Origin of the sequence: Methylobacterium sp. E-016, from assembly GCF_022829745.1 — a bacterium.
GTDB lineage: Bacteria > Pseudomonadota > Alphaproteobacteria > Rhizobiales > Beijerinckiaceae > Methylobacterium.
In genome coordinates this window covers 1-14,624 of record NZ_JAKSYF010000098.1, presented here as the reverse complement: position 1 = coordinate 14,624, position 14,624 = coordinate 1, and the positions used below count along the sequence as shown (strand labels likewise).

General features: G+C 71.9%; 13 protein-coding genes. 7 read left to right on the top strand and 6 right to left on the bottom strand.

Annotation, left to right across the window (positions count from 1 at the left end; genetic code table 11):
- The first annotated feature begins 290 nt into the window (after positions 1 to 290).
- Complete coding sequence (locus MKK68_RS12435; RefSeq protein ID WP_244030529.1) at positions 291 to 2,363, top strand: M23 family metallopeptidase; 2,073 nt, start codon at positions 291 to 293, stop codon at positions 2,361 to 2,363.
- A 28-nt stretch (positions 2,364 to 2,391) separates the two neighbouring features.
- Here MKK68_RS12435 and MKK68_RS12430 read toward each other — a convergent pair whose 3' ends face one another.
- From MKK68_RS12430 to MKK68_RS12410, 5 genes are all read right to left on the bottom strand, one after another.
- Positions 2,392 to 3,465 carry a glutamate--tRNA ligase family protein gene (locus MKK68_RS12430; protein WP_244030525.1) on the bottom strand — a complete coding sequence of 358 codons (1,074 nt, stop codon included), beginning with the start codon at positions 3,463 to 3,465 and terminating at the stop codon, positions 2,392 to 2,394.
- Positions 3,441 to 3,737, bottom strand: coding sequence for a hypothetical protein (locus tag MKK68_RS12425; protein ID WP_244030518.1), 297 nt, complete (start codon positions 3,735 to 3,737; stop codon positions 3,441 to 3,443). Before MKK68_RS12425 ends, MKK68_RS12430 begins: the two co-directional genes overlap by 25 nt.
- 32 nt (positions 3,738 to 3,769) lie before the next feature.
- Complete coding sequence (locus MKK68_RS12420) at positions 3,770 to 5,794, bottom strand: ATP-binding protein (protein ID WP_147860126.1); 2,025 nt, start codon at positions 5,792 to 5,794, stop codon at positions 3,770 to 3,772.
- Between the two features lie 114 nt (positions 5,795 to 5,908).
- On the bottom strand, positions 5,909 to 6,757 hold the full coding sequence (locus MKK68_RS12415) for an oxidoreductase (RefSeq protein WP_147860125.1): 849 nt from the start codon (positions 6,755 to 6,757) through the stop codon (positions 5,909 to 5,911).
- 166 nt (positions 6,758 to 6,923) lie between these two features.
- A complete protein-coding gene (locus MKK68_RS12410; protein ID WP_244030517.1) occupies positions 6,924 to 7,469 on the bottom strand; it encodes a hypothetical protein in 546 nt (181 codons plus the stop codon).
- A gap of 330 nt (positions 7,470 to 7,799) precedes the next feature.
- Between MKK68_RS12410 and trpA the strand changes: the two genes are divergently transcribed.
- The 4 genes from trpA to MKK68_RS12390 all read left to right on the top strand — a co-directional run bounded on the left by trpA (position 7,800) and on the right by MKK68_RS12390 (position 12,013).
- Complete coding sequence (gene trpA / locus MKK68_RS12405; RefSeq protein WP_243937627.1) at positions 7,800 to 8,636, top strand: tryptophan synthase subunit alpha; 837 nt, start codon at positions 7,800 to 7,802, stop codon at positions 8,634 to 8,636.
- A 106-nt stretch (positions 8,637 to 8,742) separates the two neighbouring features.
- Positions 8,743 to 9,654: an acetyl-CoA carboxylase, carboxyltransferase subunit beta gene (gene accD / locus MKK68_RS12400; RefSeq protein WP_244030527.1), complete on the top strand. Its 912-nt coding sequence runs from the start codon at positions 8,743 to 8,745 to the stop codon at positions 9,652 to 9,654.
- 14 nt (positions 9,655 to 9,668) lie between these two features.
- Positions 9,669 to 10,994: a bifunctional folylpolyglutamate synthase/dihydrofolate synthase gene (locus tag MKK68_RS12395; protein ID WP_147728403.1), complete on the top strand. Its 1,326-nt coding sequence runs from the start codon at positions 9,669 to 9,671 to the stop codon at positions 10,992 to 10,994.
- Positions 10,995 to 11,161: 167 nt separating this feature from the next.
- On the top strand, positions 11,162 to 12,013 hold the full coding sequence (locus MKK68_RS12390; RefSeq protein WP_147728404.1) for an outer membrane protein: 852 nt from the start codon (positions 11,162 to 11,164) through the stop codon (positions 12,011 to 12,013).
- A 199-nt stretch (positions 12,014 to 12,212) separates the two neighbouring features.
- On the opposite strand, the gene trxA is transcribed toward MKK68_RS12390, so the two are convergent.
- Positions 12,213 to 12,542 (bottom strand): thioredoxin, encoded by a 330-nt coding sequence (gene trxA, locus MKK68_RS12385; RefSeq protein ID WP_147751865.1) that lies wholly within the window; start codon positions 12,540 to 12,542, stop codon positions 12,213 to 12,215.
- Between the two features lie 297 nt (positions 12,543 to 12,839).
- Here trxA and MKK68_RS12380 point away from each other — a divergent pair, with 297 nt between their 5' ends.
- Positions 12,840 to 14,129, top strand: a complete 1,290-nt coding sequence (locus tag MKK68_RS12380; RefSeq protein ID WP_147728407.1) for a PQQ-dependent sugar dehydrogenase — start codon at positions 12,840 to 12,842, stop codon at positions 14,127 to 14,129.
- An 81-nt stretch (positions 14,130 to 14,210) separates the two neighbouring features.
- The gene (locus MKK68_RS29485; protein WP_279605325.1) at positions 14,211 to 14,540 is read left to right on the top strand and encodes an SURF1 family cytochrome oxidase biogenesis protein; all 330 of its coding nucleotides are present in this window, start codon (positions 14,211 to 14,213) and stop codon (positions 14,538 to 14,540) included.
- The last annotated feature ends 84 nt before the right edge of the window (positions 14,541 to 14,624 follow it).

The following is a 14,624-nucleotide window of genomic DNA, read 5'->3' as shown; positions in this document are numbered from 1 at the left end:
CCGCCGCCCCGTCTCGATGAACAGGGGTATACGGACCACCCAGCAGCCCGTCAACAGCCAAAACGGAACTTTCTCCGATTTCGACGACAGAACCACGACAGGCCGCCCGAAAGGCCCTCCAGCGATCCCGAGACGGGTGCGTTCGGCGTTTCGGGGGGAAGGGGATCCGCTCGACCGGAGGGAGGGGAAACGCGCTCGCGCGCGCGGCGCCTCAATCTCGACATGCTGCCCTTCGACATGCTGATGTCCTGGTGGCTGCGATGCCGCCCTCCTCCGACAAGGCGCTCTTGGTGAACCGCGACCGTCTAAAGATCGGCGAGGCCAGCGGCCCGCGGACCCTGCCGGGCTACGCCCACGGGATCCAGCCCGCCCTCGACCTGCTCGGATCGGATGCGACGCGCATCGATCGGCGCGAGGTGAACCTGCGCTGGCTCTGCGCCTCCGCCCTCACCGGCCTGACCGGGGCCGCGCTGATCGGCGCGGCGCTCCACGTCTCGCTGCAGGGCGAGGCCTCCTTCGCCGCGATCCCCGAGCGGGTGAGCATCCCCGCCCGGCCGCAGCCGAGCGAGGGCGGCGCCAATCTCGCGCGCAAGGGCGACCGGCTCGTGCGCAACCTCATGATCGCCTCGGCCAAGCAGAGCTTCCGCTCCCCGGTGACGGTGCGGCTCGGCGATCGCGAGATCATCAAGGTCCGGCCCTTCGTCCGGATCACCACCGCGCTCTCGATGTCGACCGGGGTGTTCGCCGGCGACATCCCGAAATTCGATCCGATGAAGTTCGTGTCCGACGAGCCGCTCGAGCGCGCCGCCGATGCCGGCTCCGCCGACGCGCCGGGCGCCGAGGTCAGCGTGGTCAAGCGCGACCTCGTCGACGCGGCGGTCGAGGCCGGGGCGGCCGCGCTGTCGGACGACGACGTGACGGCGCAGGTCGAGGAGGAGCGCCGCAGCACCGCGGAGGCCGGCCGGCGCACCGCGATCCCGATCGCGCCGCAGATCCTCCTGTCGCGCACGCTCCAGGGCGCGACGGCACCCGACTTCGACGGCGGGGCCAAGGACGGCGGCCCCAAGGCCGGCAATGCCGCCGACGGCAACCCGTTCAAGTCGATCGAGGTGCTGGTCGTCCCCGAGAACGTGACCAAGCTCGCCAAGGTCGAGCTGCGCCCCAACGAGACGCCGATCGTCGAGGAGCGCGACCTCGCCCTGAAGCGCGGCGACACGCTGGAGGCGGTGGTGCGCGCCACCGGCTTCGCCTCCGAGGACCAGATCCGCGGCATCGTCACGGCGCTCGGCGGCAAGGCCAAGACCGGCGCGCTGGCCGAGGGCCAGCAGTTCCGGCTCCAGATCGCGCCGGGCGCGAAGCCGGGCGATCCGCGGCAGGTGACCCGCGTGGTGCTCTACGGCGAGGGCGGGATCGAGGGGATCGCCGCGATCAACGACCGCGGGGCCTTCGTCTCGGTGGCCCCGCCGCCCGAGGACACGCCCTCGCAGAAGCCCGCCGCGAGCGCCGAGAATTCGGAGGACGAGGACGAGGACGGCGGCTCGGGCCCGCGCCTCTACCAGAGCCTCTACGAGACCGCGGCCCGGCACGACCTGCCGCGGGCGACCGTCGAGGACATCGTGCGGGTGTTCAGCTACGATCTCGACTTCCAGCGGCGGATCTCGGCCGGCGACGGCCTCGACGTGTTCTACACCTACGACGAGGATGCCGGCGCCAGCGCCGACCGGCCGGACCTGCTCTACGCCTCGCTCAACCTCGGCGGCGAGAGCCGCAAGGTCTACCGCTTCCAGTCGCCCGACGACGGCTCGATCGACTACCTCGACGACCAGGGCCGCTCGCTCAAGAAGTTCCTGATCCGCAAGCCGATCGCCGACGGGATCATGCGCTCGGGCTTCGGCTACCGCCGCCACCCGGTGCTCGGCTATGCCAAGCTCCACACCGGCGTCGACTGGTCGAATCCGATCGGCACGCCGATCGTGGCGGCCGGCAACGGCACCGTGATCCGGGCCGAGATGACCTCGGGCTACGGACGCCGGGTCGAGATCCAGCACATCAACGGCTACGTCACCACCTACAACCACATGTCGCGGTTCGGGCGTGGCGTCACCGAAGGTGCGCGGGTGCGGCAGGGCCAGGTGATCGGCTATGTCGGCTCCACCGGGCTCTCCACCGGCGCGCACCTGCACTACGAGGTGATCATCAACGGCCACTTCGTCGACCCGATGAAGATCCGCGTGCCGCGCGGGCGCGAGCTCGACGGGCGGATGCTCGCCGAGTTCAAGCGCCAGCGCGAGCAGATCGACGCGGTGATGCAGAAGTCGAAGAGCGCCACCGCGATGGCGCAGCGCGACGCGGCGGTGCGCTGAGGCGGCCTTCCCGCGGCGAGCCGGCGCTTCAGGCGAAGCCGAGCGCCGCGCGGATCGTCTCCGGTGTTTCGCCCCGCGCGCGACGGTCGGCGAGGCTTTCCGAGCCCTTCGACTTCGCGAGCTTGCCCCCGTCCGGGCCGAGGACCAGGGCGTGATGGTGGTAGCGCGGGGTCGGAAGGCCGAGGAGCGCCTGGAGCAGGACGTGCAGGTCTGTCGCCGCCTCGAGGTCGCGGCCGCGGACCACGTGGGTGACGCCCTGATGCGCGTCGTCGACCACGACGGCGAGGTGGTAGCTCGTCGGCACGTCGCGGCGGGCGATCACGGCATCGCCCCAGCGGGCGGGATCAACGACCCGGACCATCTCGTGAAACGCGCCCTCCCCTCCCCCCTGAAGCGGGTCGGGAGAGGGAAGCGACGATGCCTGAAAGGGCGCTCCCCTCTCCCGACCCTCGCCGACGCGAGGCCCACCCTCCCCCGCACCCAAGTCGGTCCTGCCCGACTTGGGCACGCAAGGTGCGGATCCCGGGCAAGCCCGAGATCCGTCGGGGGGAGGGAGAAGCGCCAGGTTCGTATAAACATGGGGGCCCGGCGCCTGCCCGATCGCCCGGGCCATGTCGAGCCGCCAGGCGTGCGGCTCGCCGGCGGCGCGACGGGCGGCGGCGGTCTCAGGATCGAGCGCCCGGCAGGTGCCGGGATAGAGCGGCGCGCCGTCCGGGTCGCGCGCGGCATTGCCGCCGGCGGCGGCACGGATGTCGCCGCGGGTGCAGAAGCAGGGATAGGCCAGGCCCCGCGCGATCAGCCCGTCGCGGGCGGCGCGATAGTCCGGCATGTGCTGCGACTGGCGGCGGACGGGTGGGTCGAAGACGAGCCCGAGCCAGGCGAGGTCGGCGCCGATCGCGTCGATCAGCTCGGGTCGCGAGCGGGTCGGGTCGATGTCCTCGATCCGCAGCAGCAGGCGGCCGCCGGTGCGGGACGCGAGCACGGCGTTGAGCAGCGCGGAATAGGCGTGGCCGAGATGCAGCCGGCCGTTCGGGCTCGGGGCGAAGCGGAAGACGGGCCGCGGCTCGACCTCCGGCCTCAACCGCCGACGCGATGCAGGCACTGCAGCGGGCCGGGCGTGCAGGCGATGCCCGGCAGCGAGCAGGCCGGCCCGTCGGCGAGCCGCCGGCAGACGCGGCAGCCGTCGCCCCATTCGGCGCAGGTCGCGTCGTCGGCCGGCGAGGCCGGGCCGTGGGAGGCGCGGTTGGGCAGGAGCACGCCGAGCAGCACCGTCGCCGCCACAAGGGCGGCGATGCCCCAGGCGGCCAGGCCGCCGGGGTCGCGGGACGTCGGGTGCGGGTCGGCGGGCAGGTTGGCGGGCGTGTCGGAAGGCATGGCGACGGTGTTCGCGCGGGGGGACGCGTCCGTCAAGCCGCTCGCGCGACGCGCCGCTCGAGCAGGCCGGGCAGGAGCTTGAGGTCGAGGGGCTTGGCCAGGAACCCGTCGAAGCCGGCCCGGCGCGCGGCCTTCTCGTCCTCGCGGCCCGCGTTGGCGGTCAGCGCGACCAGGTGGAGCCGGCCGCCCTTGCCGCGGGCTTCGGCGGCGCGGATGCGGCGGGCGGTCTCGTGGCCGTCGCAATTCGGCATGCGGATGTCGATCAGGGCGAGGTCGAACGTGCCGCCCTCCGCGAGGCGGGCCAGGGCCTCGAGACCGTCGGCCGCGTGCACCACCTCGGCGCCGAGGCGCTCCAGGGCCTTGGTCGCCAGGAGCGCGTTGATCGGGTTGTCCTCGGCCAGCAGCACGCGCAGGCCCGTGCCCGCGCGCACGGGCGCGGCGTTGGCCGCTTCGGGCGCGGGCTCGGCCGGCGGGGTGGGCGCGAGCAGGCGGTCGAACAGCGAGCGGGCGCGCACCGGCTTGATCAGGTAGGTGTCGAACCCGGCCGCATTCGGCGCGCCGAATTCGCGCCGGTCGAACGGCGAGAGCAGGACGAGGCTGCAGCGCACGCCGCAGGCCTTGGCCTGGTCGGCGAGGCGCCGCACGGCGTCGTCGCCGAGCGCGCGGTCGGCGATCACCGCGTCGAAGCCGACGCCGGCGAGCGCATCGAGCCCGTCCTTGAGGTTCGGCATCACCACCGCGGACGCGCCGGTGCGGGCGAGGTTGCGCGCGAGGAACGGGGCCTGGAACGGCGAATCGGCGACGATCAGCACCTTGCGCGCGGCGAGCACCGGGCGCGGCACGGCGGCGGGCTGATGCTCGGCCGCCGGCAGCGGCAGCACGACGCGGAAGGTCGAGCCGCGCCCGAGCTTCGATTCCGCCTCGATCCGCCCGCCCATCCGCAGGACGAGGCGGCGGGTGATGGCGAGGCCAAGGCCGGTGCCCTCGTGGCTGCGGCTGGCGCTGCCGTCGCCCTGCTCGAACTCCTCGAACAGCGATCCGACCCGGTCGTCGGCGATGCCCGGCCCGGTATCGGCGACCGCGAGCACGATCGCGCCGTCGGCCTGCGCCACGCTGACGCCGACGCCGCCGCCCTGCGTAAACTTCACCGCGTTGCCGACGAGATTGACCAGGATCTGCCGCACCCGGTCGCCGTCGCCGATCACCAGGCCCGGCACGCCGTCGGCGACGTCGAGGGCGATCTCGATGCCCTTGTCCTGGGCGCGCGGCGCCAGCAGCTCGACCACCGCCTCGGCGGTGGCGGAGACATCGAACGGCTCGGCGGCGAGGTCGATGCGGCCGGCCTCGATGCGGGAGAAGTCGAGGATGCCGTCGATCAGCGCCAGCAGCGCCTGCCCGCTGGTGCGCACCGCCTGGACGTAGGTGCGCTGCTCGCCGTCGAGGCTCGTGTCGAGGACGAGGTCGGCCATGCCGAGGATGCCGTTGAGCGGCGTGCGGAACTCGTGGCTGACGGTGGCGAGGAAGCGCGATTTGGCGACGCTAGCCGATTCGGCGCGCGACAGCGCCACGTCGAGGGCGCGGGCCGATTCGACCCGGCCGGTGACGTCGCGGCCGGCCCGCAGCCACTGGATCGGCTCGGATCCGCGGGCGACGGGCACCTCGACGAAGGCGAACCAGCGCGGCACGCCGTCGGCCGGCATCACCCGCGCCTCGCTCCGGCGCACGCCGTCCGGGCCGGTCTCGGCGCCGGCGGTCTCGAGCACCTGGAGATCGAGGGTCGCGCCGATCATCGCGAGCGGCGTCCGGTCGAACAGCGCGGCGTAGCCTTCGTTGGCGAAGGTGATGCGGCCGGCCGCGTCGCGCTGGACGATCACGTCGGTCGTGGCCTCGACCAGGGCGCGGTAGCGGTCCTCGCTCTCGGAGACCTGCCAGATCCGGTCGTGGAGGTCTTCGGCGTCGTCCAGGGCGCCCGCCCGCCCGCGCCGCGCCCAGGCGAAGGCGAGGCTGGCGATGGCGACGAGGAGCGCGAGCGCGACGACGAGGTCCCTGGGGTCCATGCGGATCTCCCCCGGCGTGACGCGTCCGGGCGGAGCGACCATCGCAGCAGAGGCTGAACGATGGGTTTGCAAGGGCGCTTAACCGGAGGTTGCGCCAATGGACGCGAGACCGCGTCAGCCCCCCGGGAAATCCGCCCCGAGGCTGGTCTCGCGCCAGGCCTCGATCTCGGCGAGCCGCGCCTTCAGCTTCGCGGTCACCGCATCGTAGCCCCAGGCGCCGAGGACGAGGTGGCGCGGCGGATCTTCGATCTCGGCGACATGGATCATCGCCTCCGCGGCGCGGGCCGGATCGCCGGCCTGGGTGCCGCTCTTCTCGGACGTCGCCGTGAGGCGGGCGCCGGCGGTCTCGGCGTAATCGGCGATCGCGCTCGGCGTCTGCTTCAGCGAGCGCCCGGCCCAGTCTGTGCGGAACGGGCCCGGCTCGATGCAGGTCACCTTGATGCCGAGCGGCGCGGTCTCGGCGGCGAGCGCGTCCGACCAGCCCTCGACCGCGTGCTTGCTCGCCGAATAGTAGCCGGACGCGGGAAACCCGATGAAGCCGGCCACCGAGGTGATGTTGAGGATGCGGCCGCTGCGCCGCGCCCGCATCCCGGGCAGCACCGCGCGGGTCAGCGCGAACAGGCCGAACACGTTGGCGTCGAACTGCGCGCGGATCTCGGCCTCGACCCCCTCCTCCACCGAGGCCTGGTAGCCGTAGCCGGCATTGTTCACGAGCACGTCGACCTGGCCGAACGCCGCGTGGGCGGCTGCGACCGCGGCGTCGACCTGGCCCTGGTCGGTGACGTCGAGGGCGAGCGCGAGGGCGCGGTCGCCGGACGATTCGGCGAGGTCGGCGACGCGGCCGAGGTCGCGGGCCGTCACCACCGCGCGCCAGCCGCGGGCGAGCACGGCGCGGGCGAGGTCGCGGCCGAAGCCGGTGGAGCAGCCGGTGATGAACCAGACGGGGGTGGTCATGGAAGCCATGCGGAGCGTCCCGTGCGCCCTGAGAACCGGGGCGATGCGTGAGGGGGTCGCGGGTCCGGCAGGGGCCGGGACACGCTGCGTCGTCACGCAGATAGAACGCGCCGACGCTCCGGCGACGGGGGAACCGTCGCCGGAGCGGAGGTCGGGCGGGCCTTGCGGCGCGGGATCACTGCACGGTGTAGCGGGCGTGGCCCTCGATGGCGCCGGCATGGTGCTGCACCGGCACCTGGGCCTGGCCGACGAAGTAGGCCTCGACCATCTCGCGCACCACCTCGGCGAGGTCCTCGGCGCGGGCGACGTCGAGCTGCAGGTCGCTGCCGACCGAGCGGCCGAGGCTCGCGGCGCAATGGGTCTTGGCGACGAGCTTCTCGGCGTAGGCCTGGCCGATGCCGGAGACCGAGATCAGGTTGCGGCCGCCGAGCTCGGGGCCGTACTTGATCACGATCCGCTGCTCGGGCTGCGAGGTGCCGCTGAGGACCGCGCGCAGGGTGACGAAGTCTTCCCTGTCGATCGCGCAATCCAGGCCGGTGATGCTGCCGTGCACGTTGTCGCGCTCGTCGAGCACCTCGGACATCAGGGTCAGGACGCCGAGCACCGGCTGGAGCGCGCGCGCGCCCTCGGCGAGCAGACGGCTGCGGAAGCCGTTCTCGCGGGCCTCGGAGGCCTCGAGGCTGGCGTGGAAGCGGTTCTTGATCTCGGAAGGATTGGTCATGGCGTGTCCTCGGATTCGATTGTCGATCTTTGGCGACCGTGATTCGAGACCTAGGGTTTTTCTTGATCTGCCACAATAGTGTGCAAAGTATTCCCGCCTGCCTGCACAATAGGCGGCTGGCGCGCGAACGTCCATGCCCGCTTTCGAGGCATACGCACCCGGCCGCCTCGCGCACGCGAGGACGGGCCGCCAAACCGCCTCCGCTTCACGGGCCGCCGCCGATGGTGTAGGCGCGGCACCAATCCCTCGGGCGATCCCGTCCGCCAACCCTTGATCGCTCCTCGATCCCTTCGCGATCTCCTTCTTCGACACCAGGAACGGACAGGCACCATGGCCGCCCGCATCGACGCCACCTTCGCCCGCTGCCGCGCGGAAGGCCGCGCCGCCCTCGTGACCTACGTGATGGCGGGCGATCCCGATCCCGAGACCTCGCTGAAGGTGCTGGAGGCGCTGCCGGCGTCGGGCGCCGACATCGTCGAGTTCGGCCTTCCCTTCACCGACCCGATGGCCGACGGCCCGGCGATCCAGGCCGCGGGCCTGCGGGCGCTCAAGGCCGGCCAGGGCGTGGCGAAGACGCTCGACCTCGTGCGCCGGTTCCGCGCCGGCAACGCCGAGACGCCGGTGATCCTGATGGGATACTTCAACCCGATCCACACCTACGGCGTCGCGCGCTTCCTCGACGACGCGTCGGCGGCCGGCATCGACGGGCTGATCGTGGTCGACCTGCCGCCGGAGGAGGACGACGAGCTCTGCCTGCCGGCTTTGGCCAAAGGCCTCGCCTTCATCCGGCTGGCGACGCCGACCACCGACGAGCGCCGCCTGCCGGCCGTGCTCGCGAACACCGCGGGCTTCGTCTACTACGTGTCGATCAACGGCATCACCGGGACGGCGACGCCGGATTTCGCCGCGGTCGGCACCGCGGTCGGGCGCATCCGCCGCCACACGGCCTTGCCGGTGGTGGTCGGCTTCGGCGTGAGGACCGGGGCGCATGCCGCGGCCATCGCCAAGGGCGCCGACGGCGTCGTCGTCGGCTCGGCGCTCGTCGACGCGCTGCATCGGACGCTCGACGGCGCGGGCCAGGCCACCGGCGGCAGCGTCGAGGCGGTCTCGACGCTGGTGCGCGAGCTCGCCGCCGGGGTGCGCTCGGCCTCGGCCCGCGCGGCCTGACGCCGACGGCACTGGCCGACCGGGGCACCGGCCCCGATATGCAAGCCTGAGCTACGCGGGGCCGATCGACGATGTCGGCCCGATCGAACCGGACGGGCGCTTCATGATGGTCGAACCGATGAACTGGATCTCGGAGGTCGTGCGCCCCAAGATCAAGACCCTGTTCAAGCGCGAGACGCCCGAGAACCTCTGGGTGAAATGCCCGGATACCGGGCAGATGGTGTTCCACAAGGAAGTCGAGGGGAACCACTGGGTCATCCCCGGCTCCGAGCACCATCTCAAGATGAGCGCGAGCGCGCGGCTCAAGATGATGTTCGACGAGGGCACCTGGATCGACGTGCCGCTGCCGGAGGTCGCCGTCGACCCGCTCAAGTTCCGCGACGAGAAGCGCTACGCCGACCGCCTCAAGGAGGCGCGCACCAAGACCGGGATGCAGGATGCGTTCAAGGTCGGGTTCGGCCGGGTCGGCGGCCAGCCGATGCCGCTGGCGGTCCAGGACTTCGCGTTAATGGGCGGCTCGCTCGGGATGGCGGCGGGCGAGGCCTTCATCCGCGGCGCGGAGACGGCGCTGGAGAAGCGCACGCCCTACGTGATGTTCGCGGCCTCGGGCGGCGCGCGGATGCAGGAGGGCATCCTCTCGCTGATGCAGATGCCGCGGACCACCGTGGCGATCCGGCGCCTGCGCGCGGCAAGGCTTCCCTACGTCGTCGTGCTGACCAACCCGACGACCGGCGGCGTCACCGCCTCCTACGCGATGCTCGGCGACGTGCACCTGGCCGAGCCCGGCGCCTTGATCTGCTTCGCCGGCCCGCGCGTCATCGAGCAGACCATCCGGGAGAAGCTGCCCGACGGCTTCCAGCGCGCCGAGTACCTGCTCGAGCATGGCATGCTCGATCAGGTCGTCCACCGCCACGCGCTGAAGGACACCATCGTGCGGATCTGCGGCCTGCTGATGAACGTGAGCCCGCCCGCCGCGCCGGCGCCGGCCGCATCCGCACCGATCCTCGAACCCGCCTGACGCGCCGCACGCCTATGGATTCCTCCGATGCGCTGATGGCGCGATTCCTGGCCCTGCACCCGCGCACGATCGACCTGTCGCTCGGCCGGATCCAGAGCCTGCTCGCGCGCCTGAACCACCCCGAGCGCCGGCTGCCGCCCGTGATCCACGTCGGCGGCACCAACGGCAAGGGCTCGACCATCGCGTTCATGCGGGCGATCCTGGAGGCCGGGGGCCTGGCCGCGCACGTCTACACCTCGCCCCACCTCGTGCGCTTCCACGAGCGCATCCGGCTCGGCGGCATCGGCGGCGGCCACTACGTCCCGGAGGACCGGCTCGCCGAGGCCTTCGCGCGCTGCGAGGCCGCCAACGCGGGCGACCCGATCACGGTGTTCGAGATCACCACCGCGGCGGCGCTGCTGCTGTTCTCCGAGGCGCCGGCCGACGTCTTGCTGCTCGAGGTGGGCTTGGGCGGCCGCGTGGACGCGACCAACGTGATCGACACGGTCGCGGCGGCGGTCGTCACGCCGATCGGGCGCGACCACGCCGAGTATCTCGGCGACACCGTCGAGCTGGTGGCGATCGAGAAGGCCGGCATCTTCAAGCGCGGCTGCCCGGCGGTGATCGCGGCCCAGGACTACGCCGAGGCGGACGCGGTGCTGTGCCGCCGCGCCGCGGCGGTCGGCGCCACGCCGGTCTGGGTCGGCAACCAGGATTTCTCGGTCCACGAGGACAGCGGCCGCCTCGTCTACCAGGACGAGACGGACCTGTTCGATCTGCCGCGCCCCAAGCTCGTCGGCCGCCACCAGTTCACCAATGCCGGCACCGCCATCGCGGCTTTGCGGGCGGCGGGCTTTGGCGACATCGGCGTCGGCGCGGTGGAAGCCGGCCTGCGCAACGTCGACTGGCCGGGCCGGATGCAGCGCCTCGCCCGCGGACGGCTGGCGGCCCTGGTGCCGCCCGGCTCCGAGCTCTGGCTCGACGGCGGCCACAACATCGACGGCGGACGCATCCTCGCGACGGCGCTGGCCGACCTCGGCGAGCGCAGCGACGTGCCGCTGGTCCTGATCGTCGGCCTGCTCGGCACCAAGGACGCGGAGGGCTTCCTGCGCCACTTCGTCGGGCTGGCGCGCGCGCTGATCGCGGTGCCGATCGCCGGATCGATGGCGGCGCGGCCCGCCGAGGAGGTCGAGGAGATCGCGACCCAGGTCGGCCTCAGCGCGCGGATCGCGCCGAGCATCGAGGCGGCGCTGACCATGGTCGCCGACATCGCCTTCGAGCAGCCGCCGCGGATCCTGATCTGCGGCTCGCTCTACCTCGTCGGCGCCGTCCTGACCGCCAACGGCACGCCGCCGACCTGACCTTGCGTTGATCTGCGGTAAACCTCAGACTTATTTTGCTGCACAGCACACGCGATCGGCGCAACAATGCAGACACCAGGCAGCTGTGGCCCGGATGTTACATCTTGGCCGTGGGAAATCACTTATCCTCAGCATCGATCGGGCAACACGCTGGGGATCAAAAAAACATGAAAACGCTTCTGACGTCATTGGCCGCCTTCACGGCGCTCACCGCCGCCGCTTCGGCCGCCGACCTGCCGCGCCGCGCGCCTCCGCCGGTGTTCACGCCGGTGCCGGTCTTCACCTGGACCGGTTTCTACTTCGGTATCAACGCCGGCTACGGCTTCGATGCGAACGACCGCTCCGGCGCGACCGTCGTGAACGTGGCTCCGGGCACCGCCGTCGCGGCCGCCGTCCCGACCCAGATCGCCTTCGGCGGCTCGAACTCCACCGACGGGTTCACCGGCGGTGGCCAGGTCGGCTACAACTACCAGTTCACCCCGGGCTCCGGCGTCGTGATCGGTATCGAGGCGGACGCCCAGTACGTCGACTTCGGCCGCAACCGGAACCGCTACGTCGTCACCCCCGGGTTCGCCCTCGCGCCCGGCGTCCAGGCGTTCAGCCCGAACGGCATCTCCAGCCTCGACTTCTTCGGCACCGTGCGCGGCCGCATCGGTTACGCGGTCGACAAGGCCCTGTTCTACGGCACCGGCGGCTTTGCCTACGGTGCCGGCGGTGGCCGCGAGTTCGGCCTGCCGAACAGCAGCCGTGACGATTTCCGGACCGGCTGGACCGCCGGCGGCGGCGTCGAGTACGCCCTCCCGACCGACTCGTTCCTGAACTTCTTCCGCTCGTCGGCCGTGACGGTGAAGGTCGAAGCCCTCTACGTGAACCTCGATCAGAACAACCGTCTGAACGGCGCTTACGCCACCAACGCCGCCGGCGCCGTGTTCTTCGCTCCGGGCTACGTCGCCCGCCGCAACGACACCGAGTTCGCCGTCGTCCGCGCCGGCCTGAACTACAAGTTCGGCTCCTACTAGGATCCGACCTCCGACCCACGGGCCGCTCAGAGCCCGGGGTCGGCTCCGATCATTCGAATTGGGTTTCGAAACGCGAGAAAGCCCGGCCTCACGGCCGGGCTTTCTTTTTGCGCGCACCGTCCGACGCACCGAAAAAACCGACGCGCACGAAAAAGCCCGCCTCCGTGAGGAGGCGGGCTCGTCCTGATCGGTCGCCGCGTCAGGCGCTGGCGGTCTGCGCGCTGATCCAGCGGGACAGGTCGCCCTTCGGCGCCGCGCCGACCTTCTGATCGACCCGCTCGCCGTTCTTGAACAGCAGCAGCGTCGGGATCGAGCGGATGCCGTACTGCGAGGCGATGCCGGGATTCTCGTCCACGTTCACCTTCGCGATCTTCACGCGGCCCTGCATGTCGGACGCGATCTCCTCGAGCGCCGGACCGATCTGCCGGCAGGGACCGCACCACTCCGCCCAGAAATCCACGACCACGGGCTCGACGGACTTGAGGACGTCCTGCTCGAAGCTCGCGTCGGTCACTTTCACCGTCGCCATCGGAAAATACCCTTCTCAAGGACCGCGCGAGCGCCTGCAGCAGGCCGCCCGCCGATCGGTGAAGGAAGAATTGGCGACCCGCCGTGCTGCGGTCAAGGCGGTCGACCGGACCGCATGCCGGCTGCCCACCCGGTTCATGGCGATTCGGTCCGCAGCGCAGCGGACGCGGCGGCTCCGGCCGTCCCGCGCTCGCTTTGGCGGCGCCCCCGCCCCATGTGACCGAGGACGCCAGACCGATGCCGCGCGTGCGGCCGACCCGATCCAGGAGGATTCTTGACGGTGACAGGATTTTTGCAGGTGCCGCGCTTCCGATCCCTCGCGCTCGCCACCGTGGCGGCGGTCGCGCTGGCACCGGGTGCCTTCGCCGAGGACAGCGCCGCCCAGCGGCCGTCCCGTATCGAGGGCGACGCCTTCAGCGCGCCCGCGGCGAAGAGCGCCGGCGACACCCCCGCCGAGACCGCCCCGCCGAACACCGGCTACAAGCCGCTGCTGCCGAACCAGACCCGCGCCCCGAAGCCGGCGGACGCCACGAAGGTCGAGGTCGCGACGGTCGCGAAGGGGCTGGCGAGCCCGTGGGCGATGGAGTTCCTGCCGGACGGCCGGATGATCGTCACCGAGAAGGCCGGAAAAATCCGGATCGTGTCCAAGGACGGCACCGTCGGCCCGGCGATCGCCGGCGTGCCGAAGGTCGACGCGCGCGGCCAGGGCGGCCTGCTCGACATCGCCCTGAGCCCCGGCTTCGCCACCGACGGGCTGGTGTTCTTCAGCTACAGCGAGCCCCGCGACAAGGGCAACGGCACCACCGTGGCGAAGGCCAAGCTCGTCCAGGACGGCAAGGGCGGGGCGAAGCTCGACGACGTGAAGGTCGTCTTCCGGCAGATGCCGACTTACGACGGCGACAAGCATTTCGGCTCGCGCCTGGTCTTCGCCGCCGACGGCAAGCTGTTCGTCACCGTGGGCGAGCGCTCCGACAAGGCGACGCGCGTCCAGGCCCAGGACCTCGCCAGCGGCCTCGGCAAGGTGTTCCGCATCGACGCCGACGGCCAAGCCCCCAAGGACAACCCGTTCTACGGCAGCGACAAGGCCAAGCCCGAGATCTGGTCCTACGGCCACCGCAACGTCCAGGCGGCGGCGCTCGACGGCCAGGGCCGGCTCTGGACCGTGGAGCACGGGCCCCGCGGCGGCGACGAGCTCAACCGTCCGCGGCCCGGCCTCAACTACGGCTGGCCGGTCGCCACCTACGGCATCGAGTATTCCGGCGAGCCCCTCGGCGAGGGCGTGACCCAGGCCGCCGGCACGGTGCAGCCGGTCTATTACTGGGATCCGGTGATCGGGCCGTCGGGCATGGCGCTCTACACCGGCACGCTGTTTCCCGCCTGGACGGACGACTTCCTCGTCGGGGGCCTCGTCAGCGAGGGGATCGTGGTGCTGAAGCGCGACGGCGACAAGGTCGTCACCGAGGAGCGCGTTCCCCTCGACGCCCGCATCCGCGACGTGCGCGTCGGCCCCGACGGCGCGGTCTACGCCGTCACCGACGGCCCGGACGGACGGATCCTGAAGCTGACGCCGAAGGCCAACGCGGGCTGAGCGGTCGAACGCCGGCCGGACGCACGCATCCGGTTCAACCGCCCGCGGGTCTTCCCTCCCCCCTTAAGCGGGGGAGGGAGAATGCGGCAGCTCCCCCCCCCAACACGACGAGCAGGCACATCACCTCCGCCGCTCCACGTTCACCTAGAACGTGGCCCCCAGCGTCTTCGCGGCGTGGGGGAACCAGCACAGCGCGTGGAGCCCGCCGCGCTCGCTGCGGCCCGGCGGCTCTCCGGCATCGCGCCCTACTTCGCTGATGCGGATGCGTCGGCGGATGGTCGCCTGCCAGTCGGCGGGCTGCCGGTGGTCGCCTTCCCCAACAGCCACCCCGTCTACGCGCTGACCTGGTTCACCCTCGCGGCGATGACGCTGGGGGCCGCGAGCTACGTGAACGTGGGGCGGCGGGGGTGAGGGGCCGGCTCGCCGGGTTCGGGGGGGGAGCTGCCGGATTCTTCCTCCCCCGCTTAAGGGGGGAGGGAAGACCCGCGGGCGGTT